Here is a 20,685-nt window from a genome sequence, read left to right as displayed (position 1 = left end):
AGGCCCTTGGCATCCTGCCTGAGGCATCTGCCATATAATAAGCACAAACCGTGCCAATTGTTCATGTTAGGATATCAGCTACATCCCACGATTCACCTGTCAAAATGACACACACTAGGGCCAATTTGCGAAGATTTAGGTGTCAGAATTGTGACTTAAATAAAATTTAAATTAGCTTAAATTTAATTGGATTCTATTAAGGTAACTTTCCAGCGACGATTGTCAGGATCAGTTATAAAGAAGAATTGCACACCTTCGTGCACAAGTATTTCAGGGATTTTTTCATTTGAAAGAATATTGAGATTTTCGCCAGAGCTTTCTAGTCGGTAGTTTACGAATTCGACTTTCTTTTGAAGCTCGATCAATTCATCGTAATTATCAACGACAAAATCAAAGACAATATTATTTCCAACTTGCGCAAGTTTTGGACGTTCAACGACAAGGAAACGAAGATCATCATTAAAGACAACTACTGAGTCAGACGCACCTTCAACTTCAAGATCAAAAACCTCACTTAAAAAAGTGGAAGTTAAATGAGCATTTGAGCTAAATAAAACGATATGACCTAATTTCATCTCTTAATTATCGCGGGCCTTTTCGATATCGTCAATGATAGCACCGATTTTTAGGACATATTCCCCATCACATTTATCATCTTGGCAGTGAACAACACGATTGCAGCTTTGCTCAGTATCCCATTCAAAATCATCATGGCCACGAATAAGAAGCCCCACCATCTGATTACTCTCTTTTGAGTAAACTGGGCCACCGCTATTGCCACCAAAGGCATCAAGATTAGTTATATAAAATAGAGGATCAATATCTCTAACAAAACCATTATATGAATACTTTGATAAGAAGCCATTTGGATGCCCGATCATATAAACTTCATCAGAAACCTTTAGCTCTTCTTGCTGAACCTCGACAGGCCTTCTTCCACCCTCAACAGGGCGATCAAGCTCAATAAGGGCATAATCAAAGGTCTTATCACGGCTTTGATGATAAGCTAGGATATTCTTACAATTATAAACTTGAGACTTAACAAAGTACTGAGTCGCTCCATCACTTCCTAAATCAGATCTTGCATCAAAGATAAAACTTTTGCGATCACATGCTAACTGAGCGTTTTGAATACAGTGAGCGGCCGTTAAAACCTGCTTAGGCCCAACTAATACTGCACTACACTTTCCGTATGCCTTTTGACTTAAGAACTTTTCTTCGCCCTCACAAAGTCTAGCTGTCTTCTTAAAATCAACACCAGTGACAGAAAATAAGCGGTCATCTATAACCTCTTCTAAACTCCAGCGATTTACTATAATAGCACTTGAATGTGAATTAACCTTAGCGCCAGGATTGTGAACAAGTGTGCCCGAGGCAACATCCACAATATCAAGCTCTCCATAGATGGCCTTGTCCAAGTTATTGATGAATTCAGACATTTGACCTAAGGTCGGCGAAAAATAAGCAGACACATTAAGTGAGATGAAAAGAGTAGTAAGTGAAAGAAGAAATCTTAATCTGTTCATTTTGGCCCTTGATAAAACAATGTTCATATATATAGGCCAAAATGCTAATAAACACGAGTCTTTAGGTGATTTTTGTAATATTTCCAACCTCATGAACGCGAAAGATCAACTCCTCTACCTTATTAAAATCACGTGCAAACTGATTCAGAAACTTCCAGTGAGGCACTTCACTGGCGGCCAAAAGGGCTTGTTTATCACCATCCATCTCAGGCGACTCTTGTAGAACAAGGTGTCTTAGAAATGACTTCTTCGAAATTCCAATAAGCCACCGCTTAGAAATCTGCGCAATCTTATGCAGACTCTCCAGAAGTTCTAAGTTTTGTTCAGTGGTTTTAGAAAAGCCAAAACATGGATCCAAAAAAATGCGCCCTTGATTAATTCCCGCTTTCTCAAACTTTTTAAGCCCTTGTTCAAAAAAGAGCTTTAAAGATTCAACACCTAATCCAGGATCAAGATACTTCATATGATCTAAAGTCTTATCGCGACTTGGAACGAGCGTATGGCACAGGACATAATCCACTGATGGAAAATCGAGTAAGAGCTTAAGACACTCATCATCAATAACACCTGAAACATCATTCCAAATAATATGTTCAAATTGATGCGCATACTTTTCCAAGAATGCCTTCATCGTTTGAGGTTTATAAGTATCGATAGAGATTGTTCTAAAACTTCTAAGGCGTTCAATGTGTTCTTTGAAGTAATGATCTAGTCTCTGCCATTCTTCATTAAAAGAAATTGGATCATTGAAAGGAGCACTACTTTCTGCGCCAATATCCAATGAATAATTGGCCGTTTTAAATTTTTGTAATTGCTTGTCCTGATAGTCTTGATTGAGATTTAAATGGCCATCAGAGAAAGAATTAGGGGTAGCGTTCACTACCCCTAAAAAAGATATTTTAGTCATTTTTGATTATGCTAATTTTGGGTCATCAATCGGCTTTGAAACGTTGGCCTCACCTGCTGGCTTTTGGGCCGCTGATTGTTGAGTACTTACTTCTTCAACAAGAGGTACACCAATATCTTCACCTGCAATTAATGCTTGAATTTGCTTAGAATCAAGAGTTTCCCAAACAATTAGGCCTTCAGCAATTCTATCAAGAGCATCACGATGATCAGTTAAAATCTTCTTAGCAAGCTTGTAGTTCTCATCAAGGAAGCGAGTGATTTCAGTGTCGATTTCACGAGCTGTTTCCTCAGAGTAGCCAACACCTTCACTTGGAGCAGTTGATCCAAATGGAGAGCTACCTGGCTGATGGAAGTTACGAGGTCCCATTTTAGAACTCATTCCCCATGAACAAACCATGCTTGAAGCAAGCTGAGTTGCACGTTCAATATCGTTTGAAGCACCATTTGAGATTTCGTTAAATACGATCTCTTCAGCAACACGACCACCCATTAGGAAAGCAATGAAGTTTTCTGCTTTTTCAAGAGTTAGGTTGTGCATATCTTCGTTAGGAAGAGTTTGAGTTACACCTAAAGCTCCACCACGAGGCATGATTGATACCTTGTGAATAGGATCTGTCTTTGGAAGATTCATCCCAACAAGAGTGTGACCAGCTTCATGATATGCAGTTACTTTCTTCTCAAGATCTGAAAGTACCATCGACTTTCTCTCAGGCCCCATAAGAACCTTATCTTTAGCTTGTTCGAAGTCGATCATTTGAAGAACTTTCTTACCGTAACGAGCAGCAAATAGCGCAGCTTCGTTAACTAAGTTCGCAAGGTCTGCACCAGTGAAACCAGGAGTTCCCTTTGCAATAACTTCAAGATCAACAGCTGTATCAAGTGGAGTTTTCTTAGTATGAACTTTTAGGATTCCAAGACGTCCACGAACATCTGGAGGTCCAACCGTTACACGTCTATCAAAACGACCTGGTCTTAGAAGGGCCTTATCAAGTACGTCAATTCTGTTTGTTGCCGCAATAAGGATAACACCTTCATTTGATTCAAAACCATCCATTTCAACAAGAAGTTGGTTAAGAGTTTGTTCACGCTCATCGTGTCCACCACCCATACCGTGTCCACGGTGGCGACCAACAGCATCGATCTCATCGATAAAGATAATACAAGGAGCGTTCTTCTTACCTTGTTCAAATAGGTCACGTACACGAGATGCACCAACACCTACGAACATTTCAACGAAGTCTGAACCAGAGATCGAAAAGAAAGGAACACCAGCTTCACCAGCAACAGCTCTTGCAAGAAGAGTCTTACCAGTACCTGGAGGACCTACAAGGATAACACCTTTAGGAATCTTACCACCTAGGTTAGTGTATTTCTTTGGATCTTTAAGAAAGTCGACAACTTCTTCTAGTTCTTCTTTTGCTTCTTCAACACCAGAGACATCTGAGAAAGTTACTTTCTTGTCATGTGGTGAAAGCATACGCGCCTTAGATTTTCCAAAACTCATGGCCTTTCCACCACCAGCTTGCAGTTGGCGAAGGAAGAAGATGACAATGAGGAATAAGAAAATCATCGGTCCCCAGTGCAGCAAGAATGTCGTGATAACATTTTGTTTCTCTTCTGCTTCGTACTCTGGGTAGATTCCGTGCGACTCTAAAATTTTAAAAGTTTCGGCCCCTGTCGTTCCTGTTGCTTCAAACCAAGCACCATTCTCATAGCCGTCCTTAAATTTACCTAAGATCTTGTCCTTCCCCTTAAGTACAACCTTATCAACATGCTTACCTTTAATTGCACTTACGAAGTCCGGGTATGTCACAGGCTTATAAACCTGGCGGCTTTCAGAAGAAATTTTAGCGATGGCCGCAAACATAAGGATTAAGATAATCCATAGGAGGAGTGTTTTGTTTTGTCCTTTCATTAAAATCCTTTTTAATTAATTTTCACATTAACTATTTAATCAAATATTCACTAACTAATTACAATTCTTAATAAAATATAAAGCTACATTGTAACCTTATAGTTATTAAAATGGTATCATTTTCGGTGGTGTCAAGCCTAGTAATTTAAAGCCAAACTAAAACTTTACCCTTTTTACGCCATGAATAATGAACTGGCAGGAGAATTTGCGAAAAGCTCTTGTTTAGATCACCATCCCTATCAGCTATGGGACATTTCTTAAGTGAATGCTTCGCACTTGTGTTATTTGACAAGAATGGAACGCCTTCAGGAATCTGCGAATGTTTTAAACTAAAGCTCATCTGCTGGCCCTTTCTTACGACGGCCAAGTGGTTTTTGAAATTATAGACTCGAAGCCCACCACTAAAACTTAACGGGCCAATACTTGATGACTTTATCAGTGAGCGAAGTTTCTCAAATTGTGAATGTGTTTTACCTTTAGATGAGTCAGACTGAGATAAGATCACCTGCTCTAGTGCCTCATTGATAACACCGTCAAATTTAATGAGTATTCCCCACTCTCGTCTTAACACCTTGAAATTATGTGCATCTAGTTGTTCATCTTTAATCGCCTTTAGACGATTCATGCGATTACAATAGTGTTTAAGGTAGCCTGGAAAGCGCGTAGCAATAGACGCCTTAGTTAAGTCTCTGATGAAATTTCGCTCATAGCGAGTATCTTCGTTTGAACTATCCTCTAGCCATGCGATTTTCGATAGCTTTGCATACTTCAAGATATGATTTTTAGAAAAAGCAAATAGTGGCCTATAAATGATGCCATTACGATATGGCATCCCTAGATCAATATGCTTAGCAGATGATTTAAATTGCTGCATAAGTGACCACTCAAAACAATCATCCAGATGATGGCCAGTAAGTAAGATTTCATTGCCTCTTAGATTCGATAAAAGTAGTTGATACCTCTTTGCGCGTGCAACAGATTCAAAATTCTTTGTCTTTAGGCTTAGGTGTTCAATTTTATAGCTTTGAAACTCTAGGTCATATCTTGCAGCAAAACTCGAGATTAGATTAACTTCCTCGACGATCTCTTTTCTTGTGCCATGATCAATATGTAAAAGTCTTAGCTTCTTGGCCCCGGCCTGAACCAATAAATGGGCCAAAACCATGGAATCAACACCTCCACTACAGGCCACGGCCATGGGTGAATCAAAATCAAGGCCCATTTCAAGATTGAATTTTTTGAAGTGGGACAACATTCTGGTTAAGAGAGAATGTGATTTATTTTGTTTAGGTTTTAGATTCATTGCTATTTTTTTCACAAAATTTAACTTTTTGATAAATTATAATATTGACATACGAGGCGCAAGTTATTAATATCCTAATCAATCGAAATGTGCGAATGTAGCTCAGTTGGTTAGAGCGACGGATTCATATCCCGTAGGTCGGCAGTTCAAATCTGCCCTTTCGCACCATTCTTCTCTTATCTAATTCCAATAAATTAACAACAACTAAGTAAACACTAAAAACCTGTGTTTGTTCAAGTTTTAAACACTGTTCAGCTCTTCAACACTAAGTCACTAAACTAAATTTCAATACTTACACCACATTTCAGCAGTTTAAACTTTTTACACCCATGAACTTGTTTCATGATACATGGCATCATTCCTGCATCTATTTTAGTATCAAAACAAATAGGAATGACATGATTAAAGCGAAAAACGTAACTAAACATTTAATTTTACTGGCATTAATAAGCCAGGGCCATGCTTTCGCACAGAATGATTCGGCAAAAATCTTTACAGAAGGACTTAGTTCTTCTCTAAAAAGTGCTGGATTTAAGAATGTGGGACTAGAGCTTGGTGCTGATTATGGTGCTCTTGATTCTAGAACTGATAAGGGAAGTGTTTATCAGACTAAGATGAATCTTGAGCTAGAAGCTGAAGTAGTAGACAGTGTCGACTTCAACTTTAGTGGTGGTTTTAGCTATCAGTCAGGTAACTCTTCTTCACAAGAAGCTGAGAGAGTAAAAACTTATAAGCCAAAGTTTACTTATGACTATGGTTACTTTGATATTAGGCCACTAAGCTTTGTAAAAATTAGTGCTGGTGCTCTTGATAACTCAACTAAGCGTCAATATATCTCACCATTCATTAACGGTGGAACTTCATTTATTGGTGCCAGAGAAGTTATTACGACGAAAGTTGGAAATTTCTACTTCCGTCTTCAAGCAACACAAGCAAAGCCACAGAATGCAATTTTAAGAGAAACTTTTAATATTGATGATTCAGGTGATCCACAATTCTTCTCTGAATCTGCAGACATCACTTACCTATCAAAAGCTTTAAGAATGGGTGGTGCTGTTGGAACTTATCGTTACAAGAAATTATCAGGTGATCTTGCAAATAAAGACTACTACTGGGGTAACTCGGTTAGCATCGGTACACCAATTGATCAAAGTCTTTACCTTTATGACTTCACAGGAATCTTTGCAAACGCAAGTGCAGAGATCGCTCTAGGAGATAACACTCTTAAGCTTTCTGGATCATATATTAAAAACACTGAAACAGTTATTCCTGATGATAAGAACACTGGTTACTCATACAGAATCGATTTCAAAACAAATATGGGTGACAAGAAGCTAACTCTTAAGGCGCTAGCATTTGAAAATCAAGCAGATACTGCTCCAGCATTTTACCGTGGTGGAATCTTTTCAAATGACTACAAAGGTTATGCAGCAGGATTTCAACTAGAAACTCAAAAAGGCTTTAGTACTGAATTTACATATATTAATCGCACTGTACTTGGAAACCTTGACTCAGCGTACTTAATTGATGGTTACAGTGACGAACAAGTTTACACAATCTCCCTAAGGAAAGAATATGACATTTTGTAAGAACATGAAGAACATCACTCTCCTAAGCATTTCAATGCTTGCACTAACGTCACTTGTTAGTTGTGGAAGTGACACTTCCAACGACGAAAGACAGCAACTTGCAAGACAGCTTAAAGCTTCTGCAAATGAAAGTGCTCTTGTGTCTGTTTCACGTTTCACTGTAGAAGGTGTTACTGAAGATAAGACATCAATGAAGTCTAGAATCGCTTACGGTAAGACTTTTCATGTAAAAGCGTGTCTAAGTTCAAAACTTGGAAAAAGCCTTCAGTATCAAACATTTTACGTTTCAGGAGAAAACTTTCAAACTGTAGAAAGAACTACTGATAACAATAGCTGTATCTTTTGGGATGAGCCAATCACTATGGACTACTCTCTTCCTAATACATACCTTCCAATGGGTGATCGAGTTATTACTCTTGGAACAAGTGCTAATATTTCATATGACTTAAAACTGTCGATGAACCAATACACAAATAGCATTATTCACAGAAATAATTATGTAATGAAAACTTCACTTAACAAGTCTCGTCTAAGTTCAAACGAGATCATCAATGTTAAGAATGTTAAGATCACTCCAAAAGGTTTTGGTCAAGTTGATCCAAGAAACGACAACTTAATTATCGATCAAAAAGTAGTTGTTAACGGTTGTCTTAACCTTAAGGCCAACGGAAGTTCACTTTCAAATGAATTTGTTAAGGCAAGACTTATTAACCTTGAAAAACAAGAAAATGGTGAAGAGCACGCAGTAACTGAAATGTATGACATCACAGATGGACAACTTGATGAGTCTGGATGTGGTGAAATCAAGTTCTACCTTGAGCACGAAAGATACACAAATACTCGTCGTATCCCTTTTAATCTTGAAATTGAAGTACAAAATGAAACACTTCAAAATGCAAAAGTAACACGTGGACTATGTCTATACCCATGGTCAAACAATGGTTGGATCTTTGCAGAAGTTTCAAGAACAGGAAAGTGTGAAAAAGATAATAACAATCAAAGAGCAAGACTATTTGTCGATGAAGTTAACTATAGCTTCCTAGGACACGATAATAATAATGGTTTCCACCTTAACAAGAACCTTGACCTAGTAATTGAGAAGTCATTCATTGTTAAGATGTACCCAAAGGTTAACTACGGAAACTACGTACACCACATGAACCCAATTGAGCCTTTCTACCAAGGAAAGCTTAAGCTTGAAGTTTACTTCCTAGCTCCACTTCAAGGTGATATTGATTTAACAAATGAGAACAAGCACAAGTTTAAGCTAATCTCTGTAGCTTCACGTGAAGTCGATGTTGAAAACAACCTTCTTAAGGCAAGAATTGATATGCCAATCAAGTTTGTGGACATGCCATATATCCACACAAGAACTTATGCGGCAATTAAGCTATCACCAATCTTAAGAGAAGGAGATGATCCAAGAACTGCACCTCGTCCAGCATGGGCAGCAGGTACATTCCACGCTTCATCAAAGACATTTCATTCAATCCTACACACGCAACTACAAGTGACGGATGAGTTTGAAGCGAAGGATTACACAAATACAAAAATCTCGAAGAAAATGACTGAGATGGTACAACTAGAAAACTACCTTGAAAAACTATCTAACGATGTTAAAGGTGTAACTAAGAAAGATATCATTGCAGCAAAACTTGCTCCTAGATACAACAAGAGCTCTGAAGCGATCTTCTCTGATGAACTTAAGAAGCACGAGCTTTATGATGAAACAATCAAAGTTGATCACAATGGACTTAATAAGAAACTAATTGAAGAAAATAAGCTAACTGCAACAGAAATTTCTAAGCTTTATGAAGACCAGTACGATGCTGCAACACTTGCAAAACTATGTGGGACTTTCTTTAACCAAGAAAAGACAGGACTAATCTGGAAGACATACTCAGACTACAATATGAGAAAATGTATTGAGTCTCCATGGGAATTCATGATGATTACTCCAGTAAGTCACGTACAAGAGATTCTATCTAAGCCAAGAGTTAGCCACTCTAATACAATTAGAATTTCTAAATCAACAGGAAGCGGAACTTACTTTACTGAAAACAGAAGAGTTGGGTTCTCACACGGATACAAAACAGGTGTTGGTGCGAAACTAGACTTTAAAATCCCTTTTGGTGAAAGTTCACCAGTAGGTGGTGGAGTTGGTGTATCAGCAGGATATGACTGGTCAACTTCATGGTCACTAGATAAGTCAAATGGTGATAATAATAGAAGTGACAGCGGACAATCAATTGATCTATACGCTGAAGCAATTACACTTAACTTTGAAGCAAGAACACACCAGTGTTTTATGATTGAAGGGACTTCTAAGTTTAAAGCTGAATGGGTAAGCTCACAAATGTATGGATCAGGTAATCACGGACTTGGTGGATCTCTACAATACGTAGCAGAGAACAACCCAATTCGTTACAAAGTTTGTAAGCCAAAGGCCGGAAAAGAAAGACTAGAAGAAACTTGGTACTTTACTGGTGAAGGTTTCCAATTCAACTCAATCCTAAGAGATAGACTTGGAATGACTGAAAACCAATACACGATGATGTTTAGAGGAAGAAAGACACTTTATAAATTTACTGACTTCTTATCAAAAGCTTCAAGCTCGATGTTTAACATCAAAGAAAGAAAGACTCAGTCACCAGATGTATATATGCTAGATGTATACAAGAATTATAAAGAAGCATTTGATAGCAATCATGACTTAATTGATGACCAAGCTATTCCAGGTACGGTTGAGAAGTATGATCCTATCAAAAACGGCGGAGACCACAACTTCTCTGAAGATAATTGTGAGCTTCCACCAGATGAATATAATCATGCATCAGTAGATTTTTGCTAGAAATATAAAGGCCGCTTATCTAAGCGGCCTTTTTTATATGAATTATTTTGCTTCAAAGCTATCGTATTTCGAAAAGATATAATCAAGAGTGTCGTCATCAACATCGCGGTAAAGACACACCCCTAATTCCATTAGATAAATTTTTAAGTGCTCACGAGGATCAACATTTGGATACTTCTTTTTTAGAAGTTCAAATAACTCGGCCTCGGCCTCCACGATAATATCAGATAACTCATTGCCGGCACCTTTATTGATCATATAAAGAGCAAGCAGATATGGCATTTGAATGATTTGTTTACGAACAATCTTAATACGCTCGCGAATTCCGACTGAGTTTTCCTGAGAAAGATTGAAGATACGAGAAATCATATACTTCACAGCTTCTTTAAGAATAACGTCCTTCTCCTTACCTAAATAATAATAGATGAGGGAGCGAGTTACGTCGGCCTCTTTGGCCACCTCGGCGATTTTCCAATTCAGGTGTCCCTTAGCAACTTCTAACTTGGTTACTGCGTTTAAAATTCGATAATGTACTTCTTCACTTTTATTGCTTGTCATAAATAAATCTCTCTATACTTGATAATAATACTTAAGTTTTAAAAGGTAAAATCCGATAAAAATTTATTGAGTCATGTTCAATTTTGATTATTTAGTTCTTTAGAATTTTCAGATTTATGGGGGAAAAGTATGAAAAATCAGAAACTTACAGGTATCGCAGGAGCATTTCTCTTCTCGACACTACTAGTTTCCTGTAATCAAAAGTCCTATCGAATGCCCAGCTCTCTAAAGAGCTCTAATTTTGACTCCCTGATGCACGAGATGCATGCCCAAGTCTCAAAAGGCGTTAAATCCCCTGCTGAATGTGCAACAAAGACTAAGCATTACTACAACAAGCTCTTTTCGATAAAATCAACGGATATCGACTTTTCAGAATTTTCCCAATATCAGATGCAGGATTTTGTGAACGCATCTTTCAATATTCGCCTGGACCTCAAAGAGAAACTCAAAGATCTCAATAGCTCAAATGAACTTGATCAAGACGAGAAAGAGTGTCTAAAAGGCGTTAAGGATATCTTTAGGGCCCTTCGTTATCTTGAAGATTACTTTATTGAGTCGTACTACGCATCAAGGCCAAAAGGGAAAGTCCCTCGCCAATTTACGACACTAAACTTTGATGGTGACTCTCCTATTCATTTCATGGTTAACCCAGAATATAGTTTTGCAGGCCCTACCGATCTCAAGTCAGGAGATATTATCCTTTCTCGTGGTAATGCCTATTCAAGTGCTGCCATTGCAAGAATCGGAGATGATGACCATCAATTCTCACACTTAACATTAGTTTACAAAGATAAGAAGACAGGAGAGCTTTTTACGTCAGAGGCCCATATTGAAGTCGGAAATGTCGCCGCTCCATTTCAAGTTCACCTTGATCAGGCAAACTCTCGTACCGTGGTCTTTCGTCACAAAGACGCCAAGCTAGCACACCTTGCGGCCAAAGAGATGCACGAGCGATTCACGAAATTCACAAAGAAGAATGAAGAAAATATCCCTTATGATTTTGCCATGGATTACACAGATGACTCTCAAATCTTTTGCTCTGAAGTTATTTACCATGGTTATAAAGTTGCAAGCTCGCAACTAAGTGGCACTGAAATGGATATTCCAGAATTTAAAACAACATTTAATCCGGCCCTCCTCTCTTTCCTACAAGACTTTGGGCTAAAGGTAACAAAAGAAAATATCTCAAAATTTAAAACTTTTGGACCTGGTGAGATTCAATTTGATTCACGTTTTGATCTAGTGGCCGAATGGAGAAACCCAGATAAGCTAAAAGACACACGTTATAAGGACGCGATTCTATCAAAGATCTTTGAATGGATGGAAAAAGAAAAGTATGAATTTGATCCAAGCTTTGGCACAAAATTAGGAAATGACTTTGCTTGGCTTGCTCGTCGTTCTGTCATCAGTCGCGGGATTATCAAATTTGTAGCAGGTGTAAATCTTGAAGAAAAATTCCCTCTAAATCTAGGTTCAAAGCAAATTGATCTCTTTGTGGTGCTAGACCAAGTTGGAGAAAGACTCTATGAGAGAATCGCTCAGGCAGAAAAAGAGGCCGGTGGAATTCTGTCATTTAATGAAATGTTTTACGAGCTTGAGGCCTACCGCAAAGAAGACGCAGCCAAGTATATAAAATATATTGAAGACAAGAAATATAATCAGAGGCTACAGATGCAAGGCGGACGACGCAATGGTCCACGTAGACGTCGCTCATTAACTAGGCCTGATTTCCATCACTTGTTTCACAATTAAGAATCTAAGCTTTAAGAAAGAGATATTTTAAGCTATATTGGCCGCATATGAAAACGGTCAATATAGCAATTCAAAACGCCCATAACGAGCTATGTGCTCACCCACTTTATACAAATATCAACGATATTGAAGATGTAAAAATTCTGATGAAATGGCATGTCTTTGCTGTGTGGGATTTTATGTCACTTCTAAAAGGCCTACAGCGTGAAGTTACATGTGTAACAACTCCGTGGATGCCTTCTAAGTACGACAAAGAATGCGTACGCTTTATCAATGAAATCGTTCTTGGTGAAGAAAGTGACGAGGACTTAAACGGCGGTCATATTGATCACTTCACAATGTACTTAAATGCCATGAAGGAAGTTGGTGCAGACACTGCTCCAATCGAAAACTTCTTTAAGGATTTTTCTTTTGATGAGCTGCCACAAGAGATCGCAAAATTTACGGCATTTAACTTAAACCTAGTAACAAATGCGCACCCAAGTGCTGTTGCTTCAGCATTCTTCTATGGAAGAGAAAACCTGATCCCTGATCTGTTTCAACCATTTGTTAATGTTTTAGAAGAAAAAAATATCGATGCTCCGTATTTTAAGCACTACCTAGTTCGCCATATTGAACTTGATGGTGACGAACACGGAGACCTTGCAGGAAAGCTACTTTCACAACTTTGTGATTCTAAGGAAAAAGAAGATCAAGCAACTCAAATTGCCCTTGATTCCCTTAAGCTACGATCACAAATGTGGGATTATGTTCTTGAAGAAATAAGAGCAAATCGTTGCGAGAACTTAGAGCCTATCCACTAAATCTTTAGCAAGAGAAACTCCAGCGCTCCAGCCATTCTTATAGAGTGCGTTTAGAGCGTAGATCCCTTCACTTACCTCGCCACAAAATGGAGTGCGTCTTTTTCCTTTATGACGGATTCCAGTATGAATCATTGGTTTTTCAAGCTTTGAAAATTCTGGAAATAAGTCTTGGAATATTTCTAGCTTTTCATACACCTCTTTAGGAGAATGAAGATGACTAAGTCCCTCTATAGAATTGGCCCCAAAAAGCAGAAGATTATCTTGAGCGCGGTAAATTAAATTATAGTGGCCACGAGAAAGAACAAATGAATCTTCATTTAAATCAATATCCCATGTAAAATAAGTTCCCTTAACAGGCTTACCTTCAGGTAGATTCTTATCTTTGAAGATTAATGATGTATAAGCGCTGGTTGCAAGAATGATCTTTTCAGCTTTAAGCTCAGTAGCACTAGTTTGAACGACACCTTTATTAACTGCAGTTACTCTCGCATTGATTTTATCAACATCAGTCTTAAAAAAATCGAGGAAATTATGTGGATTAATAACGAATGCATCCTTGGCAACCATCCTTTGATTCTTAAATTCAACAAAATCAGTTCCATAACGGGCCTCAAATTGCTTAAATTTTAAAGGGTCTTCTTTAATATTAGGCGGTAGATAATATTGTTTACAGGAATAGACTCCTGGAGGTTGTTCTTTTTCAACAAAGTCATTTAAGAATTCATGAGCATGATAAAGGATGTCCCCAAGCTTTGAGATCCCTTCTTCAAATAGGCCAAAGGAAACAACACTTGTCGTTCGAGTGGAACATGCTGGAAAGCCTTCATCATCGAACACTTGGGCGATCTTAGCATTTGGGTATTTCATCGTTAAAAAATATAAAATGGCGCGGCCTGCAATACCGTCACCAACCACAATATAATCGTAATTCTTTATCATAATAACTTCTTACATCAATATTTTTAAGTTAACCAGTCGAATTTACTCAAGTTTTTAATTGTCATTCCAAATTCAATAACTATACAATTTTAATTCAAATTTAGTTAATGGAGTATGAATTATGTCAGAGACGACAACAGCAGCAAAGAACCCAATGGACGTTATTGATCAAAACGCCGTCCTATTTTGTGTCGACAACACAGATATCACAGCTAAACAAATCATGGCCGTACTGGCTATGTTACTTGTAGAAGACTGTACCGTCCCATTCATCACACGTTACCGTAAAGATAAAACAGGTGGTTTAGATGAAGAACAAATCCGTCTAATCCAAGAAAAATACGACGAATATATTGAGCGTGAAAAACGCCGTGCCTTCATCCTTGAGGCCATCACTAAACAAGAGATGATGACTCCTGAGATTGAAAAGAAAATTAAGGCCGCAACAAATATCAACCAACTTGAAGATATCTACGCGCCATTTAAGTCAAAGAGAAAAACAAAAGCACAGATCGCTAAAGAAGCAGGACTTGAGCCGTTTGCCATCCTTATGAAGACTTCTAAGCTTCCAATGCCTGAGCTTGCAAAAGAGGCCCTTAAGTTCATCAATAAAGAAAAGAAGATTGCAACTTTTGAAGATGTCTTAAAAGGTGCATGCGATATTATTATTGAAGAAATCGCTCACGATACAGAACTTAAAGAAACTCTTCGTAATGACTACTGGGCACAGGCGATGATTAAGTCTTCTCCGAGAAAGGGTTATGAAGAAATCAAAGATTGGCAAAAATATAAAGACTACTTTGAGTACGAGCAAAAAGTAGCAGATCTTCGTGATCCAAAAGCGGCCCACAGATTCCTGGCTATCCGTCGTGCTCAAACTGAAAAGATTCTTAAAGTAGAAATCATCTTTGATGAAGAATACGCAAATAATATGATCCTATCAAAGCACTTTGCTGATACAAGTGTGACAAGCTACAAGGCACTAGTCGACTGTGCTTCAAAAGCATATAAGAATTATATCCATTCTTCACTTGATCTAGAAATCAAAGGTGAGCTTAAAAAGCTTTCTGATGAATCAGCAATTGATGTATTTGGTGTAAACCTTAAAAACCTCCTTCTTCAACCATACCTTGGTTCTAAGACAGTACTTGCTCTTGACCCAGGTGTTGTCACAGGATGTAAAACTGTTGTTGTTGATAACACAGGTAAGTTTGTTGTTGATACTGTTGTTTACCCTCACCCACCAAGAAATCAGGTTCGTGAGTCGGCAACAATCCTTAATGCAATGATTGAACAATTCAATGTTGAATATATCGCAATTGGTAATGGAACTTTTGGACGAGAGACTCTTCAATTTGTTGAAGATAACGTAACAGCAGTTAAAGACGGAAAAGTTAAAGCGACAATGATCTCTGAAGATGGTGCTTCAATCTATTCAGCTTCACCAATTGCTAAGAAAGAATTCCCAGATAAAGACGCAACGGTAAGAGGTGCAATTTCAATTGGACGTCGTTTCCAAGACCCACTTGCAGAACTTGTAAAAATTGATCCTAAATCAATTGGTGTTGGTCAATACCAACACGATGTAAACCAAGTTAGACTTAAGAAGTCACTAGATGGTGTTGTTGAGAGTTGTGTGAACTTTGTAGGTGTTGATATTAACACAGCTTCAGCTCCACTACTTTCATTTATCTCTGGTATCGGGCCAACGGTAGCTGGAAATATTGTTAAGCACAGAGATAAGAACGGATTATTCTCAGATAGAAGCGATATCCTAAAAGTTTCACGTTTTACAGATAAGGTCTTCCAACAAGCTGCTGGTTTCCTTCGTGTCTACAATGGTGCAAACCCACTAGATGCAACATTTATTCACCCAGAAAACTACGATATGCTAGAGAACTGGGCACAATCAAAAGGCTTCACTTTAGAGCAACTAACAACTGACAACGCTGTTGCAAACCAACTTAAGTCAGATAAGTCTCTAATCGCAGAACTTGGAGAATTCACTGTAAACGACATTTATAAGTCACTAACAGCACCTTCTCAAGATCCACGTACAGAATTTAAGACAACGGAATTTAGAAAAGATGCACGTGAAATTAAAGATATCAAAATTGGTGAGCGCTACCCAGGTATCGTAAAAAATATCACTCAATTTGGTGCTTTCGTCGATATTGGAATTAAAGAAAATGGTCTAGTCCACGTATCACAAATGGCAGATCACTTTGTTGATAATGCTCTTGATGTTCTTAAAGTAGGACAAGAGGTTTCAGCTGTTGTTCTTGATGTTGATATGGACAGAAAACGTATTGCACTCTCTCTAAAATCAGATGGTGCAGAAGAAGCAAAGACTTATGAGCGTCCTTCAGGAGGGCCTCGTCAAAGCAAACCACGTGGTGGTGGAAAACCAAAGATGCCAAAGCAGAACGATGCACCTTTAAAGAATAACGCATTTGCTGCACTTGCTGGTTTTAAAGTTAAATAGGTGTGGCATTGTCTGCCCAAAGGCAGACTATTGGACGTACCTATAGCACCCAGACACTTCAGTTAAAAAACAATATTCAACAAGCCTGCGTTTCTGCAGGCTTTGTTGCCTCAGGAGCGATGGGAAAGTTAGCTAAAGAAACATGCTACTTTTATAAAGGAGCACGGGTACCAATCGAGATTTTAAAGAGTTAGTCTTCAAATAAAGAAATATTAAAAAGGGCCTAATGAGAGGCCCTTTTTTTGCTTTGCTTGTTTTTTAATTATTCACAATCAGGAACTTTTTTCTTAACAGATCGAATTAGGCTTTTTACCCAAGAACCAAATAAAGGCTTCTTAGTAAGTTGAATCGAACTCTTTTGTGAATACTCAGCTTCACCATCTCTTAGAAAAGACTCATGCATAGAAATACTAGTATATGCACCTCTATACTTATGAAGATCTGAAAAGATAGTCATATAATTTACAGTTCCATTAGTTGGTAAATCATCGATACTCTTAACTTCTGTAAATGTATAACCCTTATCTTCAAAAACTTTTAGAACTTTTTCTGTAATGTCGACACGTCCATCTAACTCAGACATAACTAAGTAGTTGTGACAGCTATCGCTTGCAAAAACATTAGAGATTAAAGTTAATACTAGTAATGACTTTATAAAATATTTCATCTTAACTATCCTTATACAAATTTATTAATCAATTCTTTCTAGGTTTACTCTTAGGCCCATTCCAGTGTTAAGATCGATTGTGATCATATCCTGAATACCCATTTGCTTCCAAAAAACTAGATCAACTTTGTGGTTTTCTTCTTCATAGATCATACAGCTGAAAACAATAGAGCCATTTGAAACACGGTCTTTTTCACAAGTTGTATCAACTTGAAGCTGACCAGCATAATTCATTTTAAGATTATACTTCTCACCTGCTACGATTTCTGTAACTTCAACATTCTCATTACCTACAAGGGCCTGATCCATTTCATTTTGTCCCTTATAAGTTGCAGAATGAGCTGAAATTGCAGTTAGTGATAAAAGTACTAGTAACAATTTTTTCATAAATGTCCTCCATTATTTTTCTTCTTCATAAATCTTTAACTAAACAAATTCAGAATACTTCGTTGTGGAGAAAAATGTGAAAAGTTGAAATATTTATCTCTATGGATAAAAAGTGAACAACGCTAACTACTGGGAATCTCGATTCGTACCCGCGCCCCTTTTAGTGGTGAGGTATAAGAATTAAATCACGAGTGTTGTAGCCTAGGGAGTCTAGCTCTCTGATGGCCCTTGCGACGATTTTGGAGGCGTTATCCTTAGAGTATTTGCGCGACATGATCCACAAGTACTTTTCATCAGGGACGCCGATGGCCACCCACTCGTACTTGGGATCAAGAGCAATAACGAGGTAATCAAATTTAAGAGGCCAAAAAAGCTGAATCTTCCAATGGGCATTGGTTTTCGTATCCTCGATCCAGGCCTTTTGCTTTAAGACTTCTTTTTCACCATCAAATGAATCTTTATTGAAAACGAATTTAACATCAATACGCTTTTCTTTTTCATTCCACGAATAAGTCTCAACAGAGTTATGTTGACCATCCTCTAGGAATGTTCCTCTTGCAGCAAGAACGTACCAATCCCCCATAAAGCGATCAATATCAACATAGTCCACAGTTTTATGGTAAGTAGTTGAGCTACAACTTAAGAGCAAGAAAGATAGGATTAAGAAAAGAAACTTCAAAAGGCCTCCTACTATTTAGATCACCACCACTTCTTTGTAACATAGTCTCGTTCATCAAAAGAGACAATTTCTCCTAACTTTGGTGCCATTAACTTAAGAACGCCTTGCTGAGCATATTCATTAAGTTTCAAGATAGGATCATCCCATGTATGAAATGAGAGAGAGAAAGCACCCCAGTGAATTGGGAAGTAGTATTTTGCGTTGATATCAGCATAGGCCTTAGGCCATTCTTCAGGAAGTAAGTGTACCGCAAACCAATCAGGGTTATATTGGCCAGATTCCATATAGGCCACATCAAATGGCCCAAGACGGCTTCCAATTTCTTTGAAATGGATATCGTAGCCAGTGTCTCCACTAAAGTAGAGATTATTATTTTGAGTCTTTACAACCCATGATGCCCACAGAGTCGTATTCTCATGGGCCTGATCTCGCCCTGAGAAGTGCTGTGCAGGAGTAGCAGTAAACTTGATGCCTTCAAAGTCCACGTCTTGCCACCAATCAAGTTCAGTAATACGAGAGTCATCAAATCCCCATCTTTTTAGATGTGAACCTACGCCAAGAGGCGTGATAATTTTGACGTCTTTCTTCTTAGCGAAAAATTTCATCGTCGTCATATCAAGGTGATCATAGTGATCGTGAGAAATAATAATATAATCGATTTCTGGAAGCTCTTCTAAAGAGAGAATCGGAGGTGCAAAGCGCTTTACGAATAAAGGAACAGGTGAAGATGAACCTGAAAAGATTGGGTCAATTAAAACGATCTTTGAATCAACATTTAAAAGGATCGTTGAGTGCCCGAACCAAATCGACTTAACATGATCAGATTTCTCCAGAAACTTTTCCATATCTGGCCTTATTGAAGGAAGCGGTTTTTCTGGATAACGTCCTCCGCCCTTTCCTAAGAATTCTATAAATTTAGAAAGGCCAAAACCATCTTTTTGAATTGGCTGCTCTTTTGTAATATTAGGTCTACGGTTAACAAAGATTTGCTTTGAAGCATCGAAGTTCTCCGACTTTTCAAATGTTCTTAATTCACTCTTATCAGGGTGGGCCCCAAGAGAAGACATAAATACAGAAGCAACTTTACTCATAGCTGTACATCCAGATAAATTTAATAAGAAAGCTAATAGAAGAATATGCTTAAACATTAAGTTCCTACTTTTTTAACAAAACTAATGAAGTTCCCATTATCCTTGAAAAATCTCCAATTAGAGAAAAGAGTGAAGATCACTGTAATAATCACAGGCACTAGAAATGAGAAAACGAACGACGATCCAGTAAAGCGCACTGGAAGTGAACGATCCACAAACATCGCCGGCATAATAACTGGTGAAAACTGTGCTAAAAGTTTAAGAACAATAAAGCTTAGAAGGTTCCCAATCCCAATTGCACAAATCGTGATAATGGCAATATTAAGGCCTCCATACTTTTTGATTTGGTCCATACTCATGCCAAGAATCCAAAAAGAAGCAAAGTCGTTTCTAACTCTTGCGTAGAATATTGAAAGGCCTGAAATAATTGAAAAAGTAACGAGAACAATTGTCGCTAAAAATAAAAAGAGAACCACATTATTTTCTAAAGCAAGCGCGTAAACAAGGTTTTGATTTAACTCTTCCCAAGTTTTAAAGCTGGCACCTTTTGAAGTTAAATACTGCTTAAGTTCCCCGACTTCAGCGGCACCCAGAACACTATAAACCCTAAGTTTGTTATAACGACGAGATTTAGCAATTGAAAATGCACTATAGGCATGGCCCCAAGCATGAAGCTCATCAATATCCGGGTCCATAGAATCAGTGAAGTTTTCAATCATAAGAGACTTAAAGCGTGGCAACTCTCCAAAGAACACATCAGTGTGAGCTGGTGAGATAAATTGAATCTTATCATCAAGACCGGCGTAAATTTTTCTGGCCAAGTATGGTGATAAGAGAATCTCTTCACGCTGGGGCCAATGATCAATGGCCTGAGGCAGAACAGTTGAAGTCTCTTTTGTTAGCCCGTGAAAAATAACAGGGGCCAAATAGCCTTCAAGACGGATAAGGCCTTCAATTTCATATTCAAAAGAATATTTCAAGTTCTTATCATCTAAGTAGGACTGTGTCTTTTCAAAGCTAAGATCTTTAGGCAGATCAATAATGTAGCGGCCAAGGGTCTGTTTTCCTCGTTCAATACGATTTGTTTGCAGCCCCTTAAGGACAGACTGGACACTTAGAAGTGAAAAACTTGATATGATAAGACTCGCCAAGGCCATGATAAGTAGCCTTTGGCGAGTCTTAGCTTTAAATAAGTAATTTAGAAAGAATCTAAAAAAGCTTAGAAACATTT

General features: G+C 38.0%; 17 protein-coding genes and 1 tRNA gene. 6 read left to right on the top strand and 12 right to left on the bottom strand.

The window, feature by feature from the left end:
- Positions 1 to 182: 182 nt before the first annotated feature.
- The 5 genes from ABMA72_RS01370 to tilS all read right to left on the bottom strand — a co-directional run bounded on the left by ABMA72_RS01370 (position 183) and on the right by tilS (position 5,572).
- The gene (locus ABMA72_RS01370) at positions 183 to 575 is read right to left on the bottom strand and encodes a hypothetical protein (RefSeq protein WP_392860639.1); all 393 of its coding nucleotides are present in this window, start codon (positions 573 to 575) and stop codon (positions 183 to 185) included.
- 3 nt (positions 576 to 578) lie between these two features.
- The gene (locus ABMA72_RS01365) at positions 579 to 1,526 is read right to left on the bottom strand and encodes a trypsin-like serine peptidase (RefSeq protein ID WP_392860637.1); all 948 of its coding nucleotides are present in this window, start codon (positions 1,524 to 1,526) and stop codon (positions 579 to 581) included.
- Between the two features lie 61 nt (positions 1,527 to 1,587).
- A complete protein-coding gene (locus tag ABMA72_RS01360) occupies positions 1,588 to 2,406 on the bottom strand; it encodes a dihydropteroate synthase (protein WP_392860635.1) in 819 nt (272 codons plus the stop codon).
- A gap of 33 nt (positions 2,407 to 2,439) precedes the next feature.
- Complete coding sequence (gene ftsH, locus ABMA72_RS01355) at positions 2,440 to 4,350, bottom strand: ATP-dependent zinc metalloprotease FtsH (protein WP_392860634.1); 1,911 nt, start codon at positions 4,348 to 4,350, stop codon at positions 2,440 to 2,442.
- A 145-nt stretch (positions 4,351 to 4,495) separates the two neighbouring features.
- Positions 4,496 to 5,572: a tRNA lysidine(34) synthetase TilS gene (gene tilS / locus ABMA72_RS01350; RefSeq protein ID WP_392860632.1), complete on the bottom strand. Its 1,077-nt coding sequence runs from the start codon at positions 5,570 to 5,572 to the stop codon at positions 4,496 to 4,498.
- Positions 5,573 to 5,744: 172 nt separating this feature from the next.
- Between tilS and ABMA72_RS01345 the strand changes: the two genes are divergently transcribed.
- The 3 genes from ABMA72_RS01345 (at position 5,745) to ABMA72_RS01335 (ending at position 10,093) form a co-directional block, all read left to right on the top strand.
- Positions 5,745 to 5,821 (top strand) — tRNA-Met (locus tag ABMA72_RS01345).
- A gap of 230 nt (positions 5,822 to 6,051) precedes the next feature.
- Positions 6,052 to 7,242 (top strand): hypothetical protein, encoded by a 1,191-nt coding sequence (locus ABMA72_RS01340; protein ID WP_393055593.1) that lies wholly within the window; start codon positions 6,052 to 6,054, stop codon positions 7,240 to 7,242.
- The gene (locus tag ABMA72_RS01335; RefSeq protein WP_393055590.1) at positions 7,229 to 10,093 is read left to right on the top strand and encodes a hypothetical protein; all 2,865 of its coding nucleotides are present in this window, start codon (positions 7,229 to 7,231) and stop codon (positions 10,091 to 10,093) included. The genes ABMA72_RS01340 and ABMA72_RS01335 overlap by 14 nt, the downstream gene beginning before the upstream one ends.
- 42 nt (positions 10,094 to 10,135) lie before the next feature.
- Here ABMA72_RS01335 and ABMA72_RS01330 read toward each other — a convergent pair whose 3' ends face one another.
- Positions 10,136 to 10,651 carry a TetR/AcrR family transcriptional regulator gene (locus tag ABMA72_RS01330; RefSeq protein ID WP_021266649.1) on the bottom strand — a complete coding sequence of 172 codons (516 nt, stop codon included), beginning with the start codon at positions 10,649 to 10,651 and terminating at the stop codon, positions 10,136 to 10,138.
- A gap of 129 nt (positions 10,652 to 10,780) precedes the next feature.
- On the opposite strand from ABMA72_RS01330, the gene ABMA72_RS01325 reads away from it, so the two are divergent.
- Both ABMA72_RS01325 and ABMA72_RS01320 read left to right on the top strand, forming a co-directional pair.
- The gene (locus ABMA72_RS01325; protein WP_393055588.1) at positions 10,781 to 12,403 is read left to right on the top strand and encodes a YiiX/YebB-like N1pC/P60 family cysteine hydrolase; all 1,623 of its coding nucleotides are present in this window, start codon (positions 10,781 to 10,783) and stop codon (positions 12,401 to 12,403) included.
- Between the two features lie 47 nt (positions 12,404 to 12,450).
- Entirely contained in the window at positions 12,451 to 13,206 is a 756-nt protein-coding gene (locus tag ABMA72_RS01320; protein ID WP_392860624.1) for a DUF3050 domain-containing protein, read from the top strand.
- On the opposite strand, the gene ABMA72_RS01315 is transcribed toward ABMA72_RS01320, so the two are convergent.
- Positions 13,189 to 14,145, bottom strand: coding sequence for an FAD-dependent oxidoreductase (locus ABMA72_RS01315; RefSeq protein ID WP_393055585.1), 957 nt, complete (start codon positions 14,143 to 14,145; stop codon positions 13,189 to 13,191). The genes ABMA72_RS01320 and ABMA72_RS01315 overlap by 18 nt on opposite strands.
- A 121-nt stretch (positions 14,146 to 14,266) precedes the next feature.
- Between ABMA72_RS01315 and ABMA72_RS01310 the strand changes: the two genes are divergently transcribed.
- The gene (locus ABMA72_RS01310) at positions 14,267 to 16,630 is read left to right on the top strand and encodes a Tex family protein (RefSeq protein ID WP_393055582.1); all 2,364 of its coding nucleotides are present in this window, start codon (positions 14,267 to 14,269) and stop codon (positions 16,628 to 16,630) included.
- A 262-nt stretch (positions 16,631 to 16,892) separates the two neighbouring features.
- Here the strand turns inward: ABMA72_RS01310 and ABMA72_RS01305 are convergent, their stop codons facing one another.
- From ABMA72_RS01305 to ABMA72_RS01285, 5 genes are all read right to left on the bottom strand, one after another.
- Positions 16,893 to 17,297, bottom strand: a complete 405-nt coding sequence (locus ABMA72_RS01305; RefSeq protein ID WP_392860621.1) for a hypothetical protein — start codon at positions 17,295 to 17,297, stop codon at positions 16,893 to 16,895.
- 24 nt (positions 17,298 to 17,321) lie between these two features.
- Positions 17,322 to 17,684, bottom strand: a complete 363-nt coding sequence (locus tag ABMA72_RS01300) for a hypothetical protein (RefSeq protein WP_392860620.1) — start codon at positions 17,682 to 17,684, stop codon at positions 17,322 to 17,324.
- Positions 17,685 to 17,844: 160 nt separating this feature from the next.
- A complete protein-coding gene (locus ABMA72_RS01295) occupies positions 17,845 to 18,363 on the bottom strand; it encodes a lipocalin family protein (RefSeq protein ID WP_392860619.1) in 519 nt (172 codons plus the stop codon).
- Positions 18,364 to 18,383: 20 nt separating this feature from the next.
- Complete coding sequence (locus tag ABMA72_RS01290) at positions 18,384 to 19,511, bottom strand: MBL fold metallo-hydrolase (RefSeq protein WP_392860618.1); 1,128 nt, start codon at positions 19,509 to 19,511, stop codon at positions 18,384 to 18,386.
- Complete coding sequence (locus ABMA72_RS01285; RefSeq protein ID WP_393055579.1) at positions 19,511 to 20,683, bottom strand: ABC transporter permease; 1,173 nt, start codon at positions 20,681 to 20,683, stop codon at positions 19,511 to 19,513. Before ABMA72_RS01285 ends, ABMA72_RS01290 begins: the two co-directional genes overlap by 1 nt.
- Positions 20,684 to 20,685 lie beyond the last annotated feature (2 nt).

It is taken from the genome of Halobacteriovorax sp. CON-3 (assembly GCF_043196995.1).
Classification (GTDB): Bacteria; Bdellovibrionota; Bacteriovoracia; order Bacteriovoracales; family Bacteriovoracaceae; genus Halobacteriovorax_A.
The sequence above is the reverse complement of the archived record's forward strand: the minus strand, read 5'-3'. Positions and strand labels throughout refer to the sequence as shown.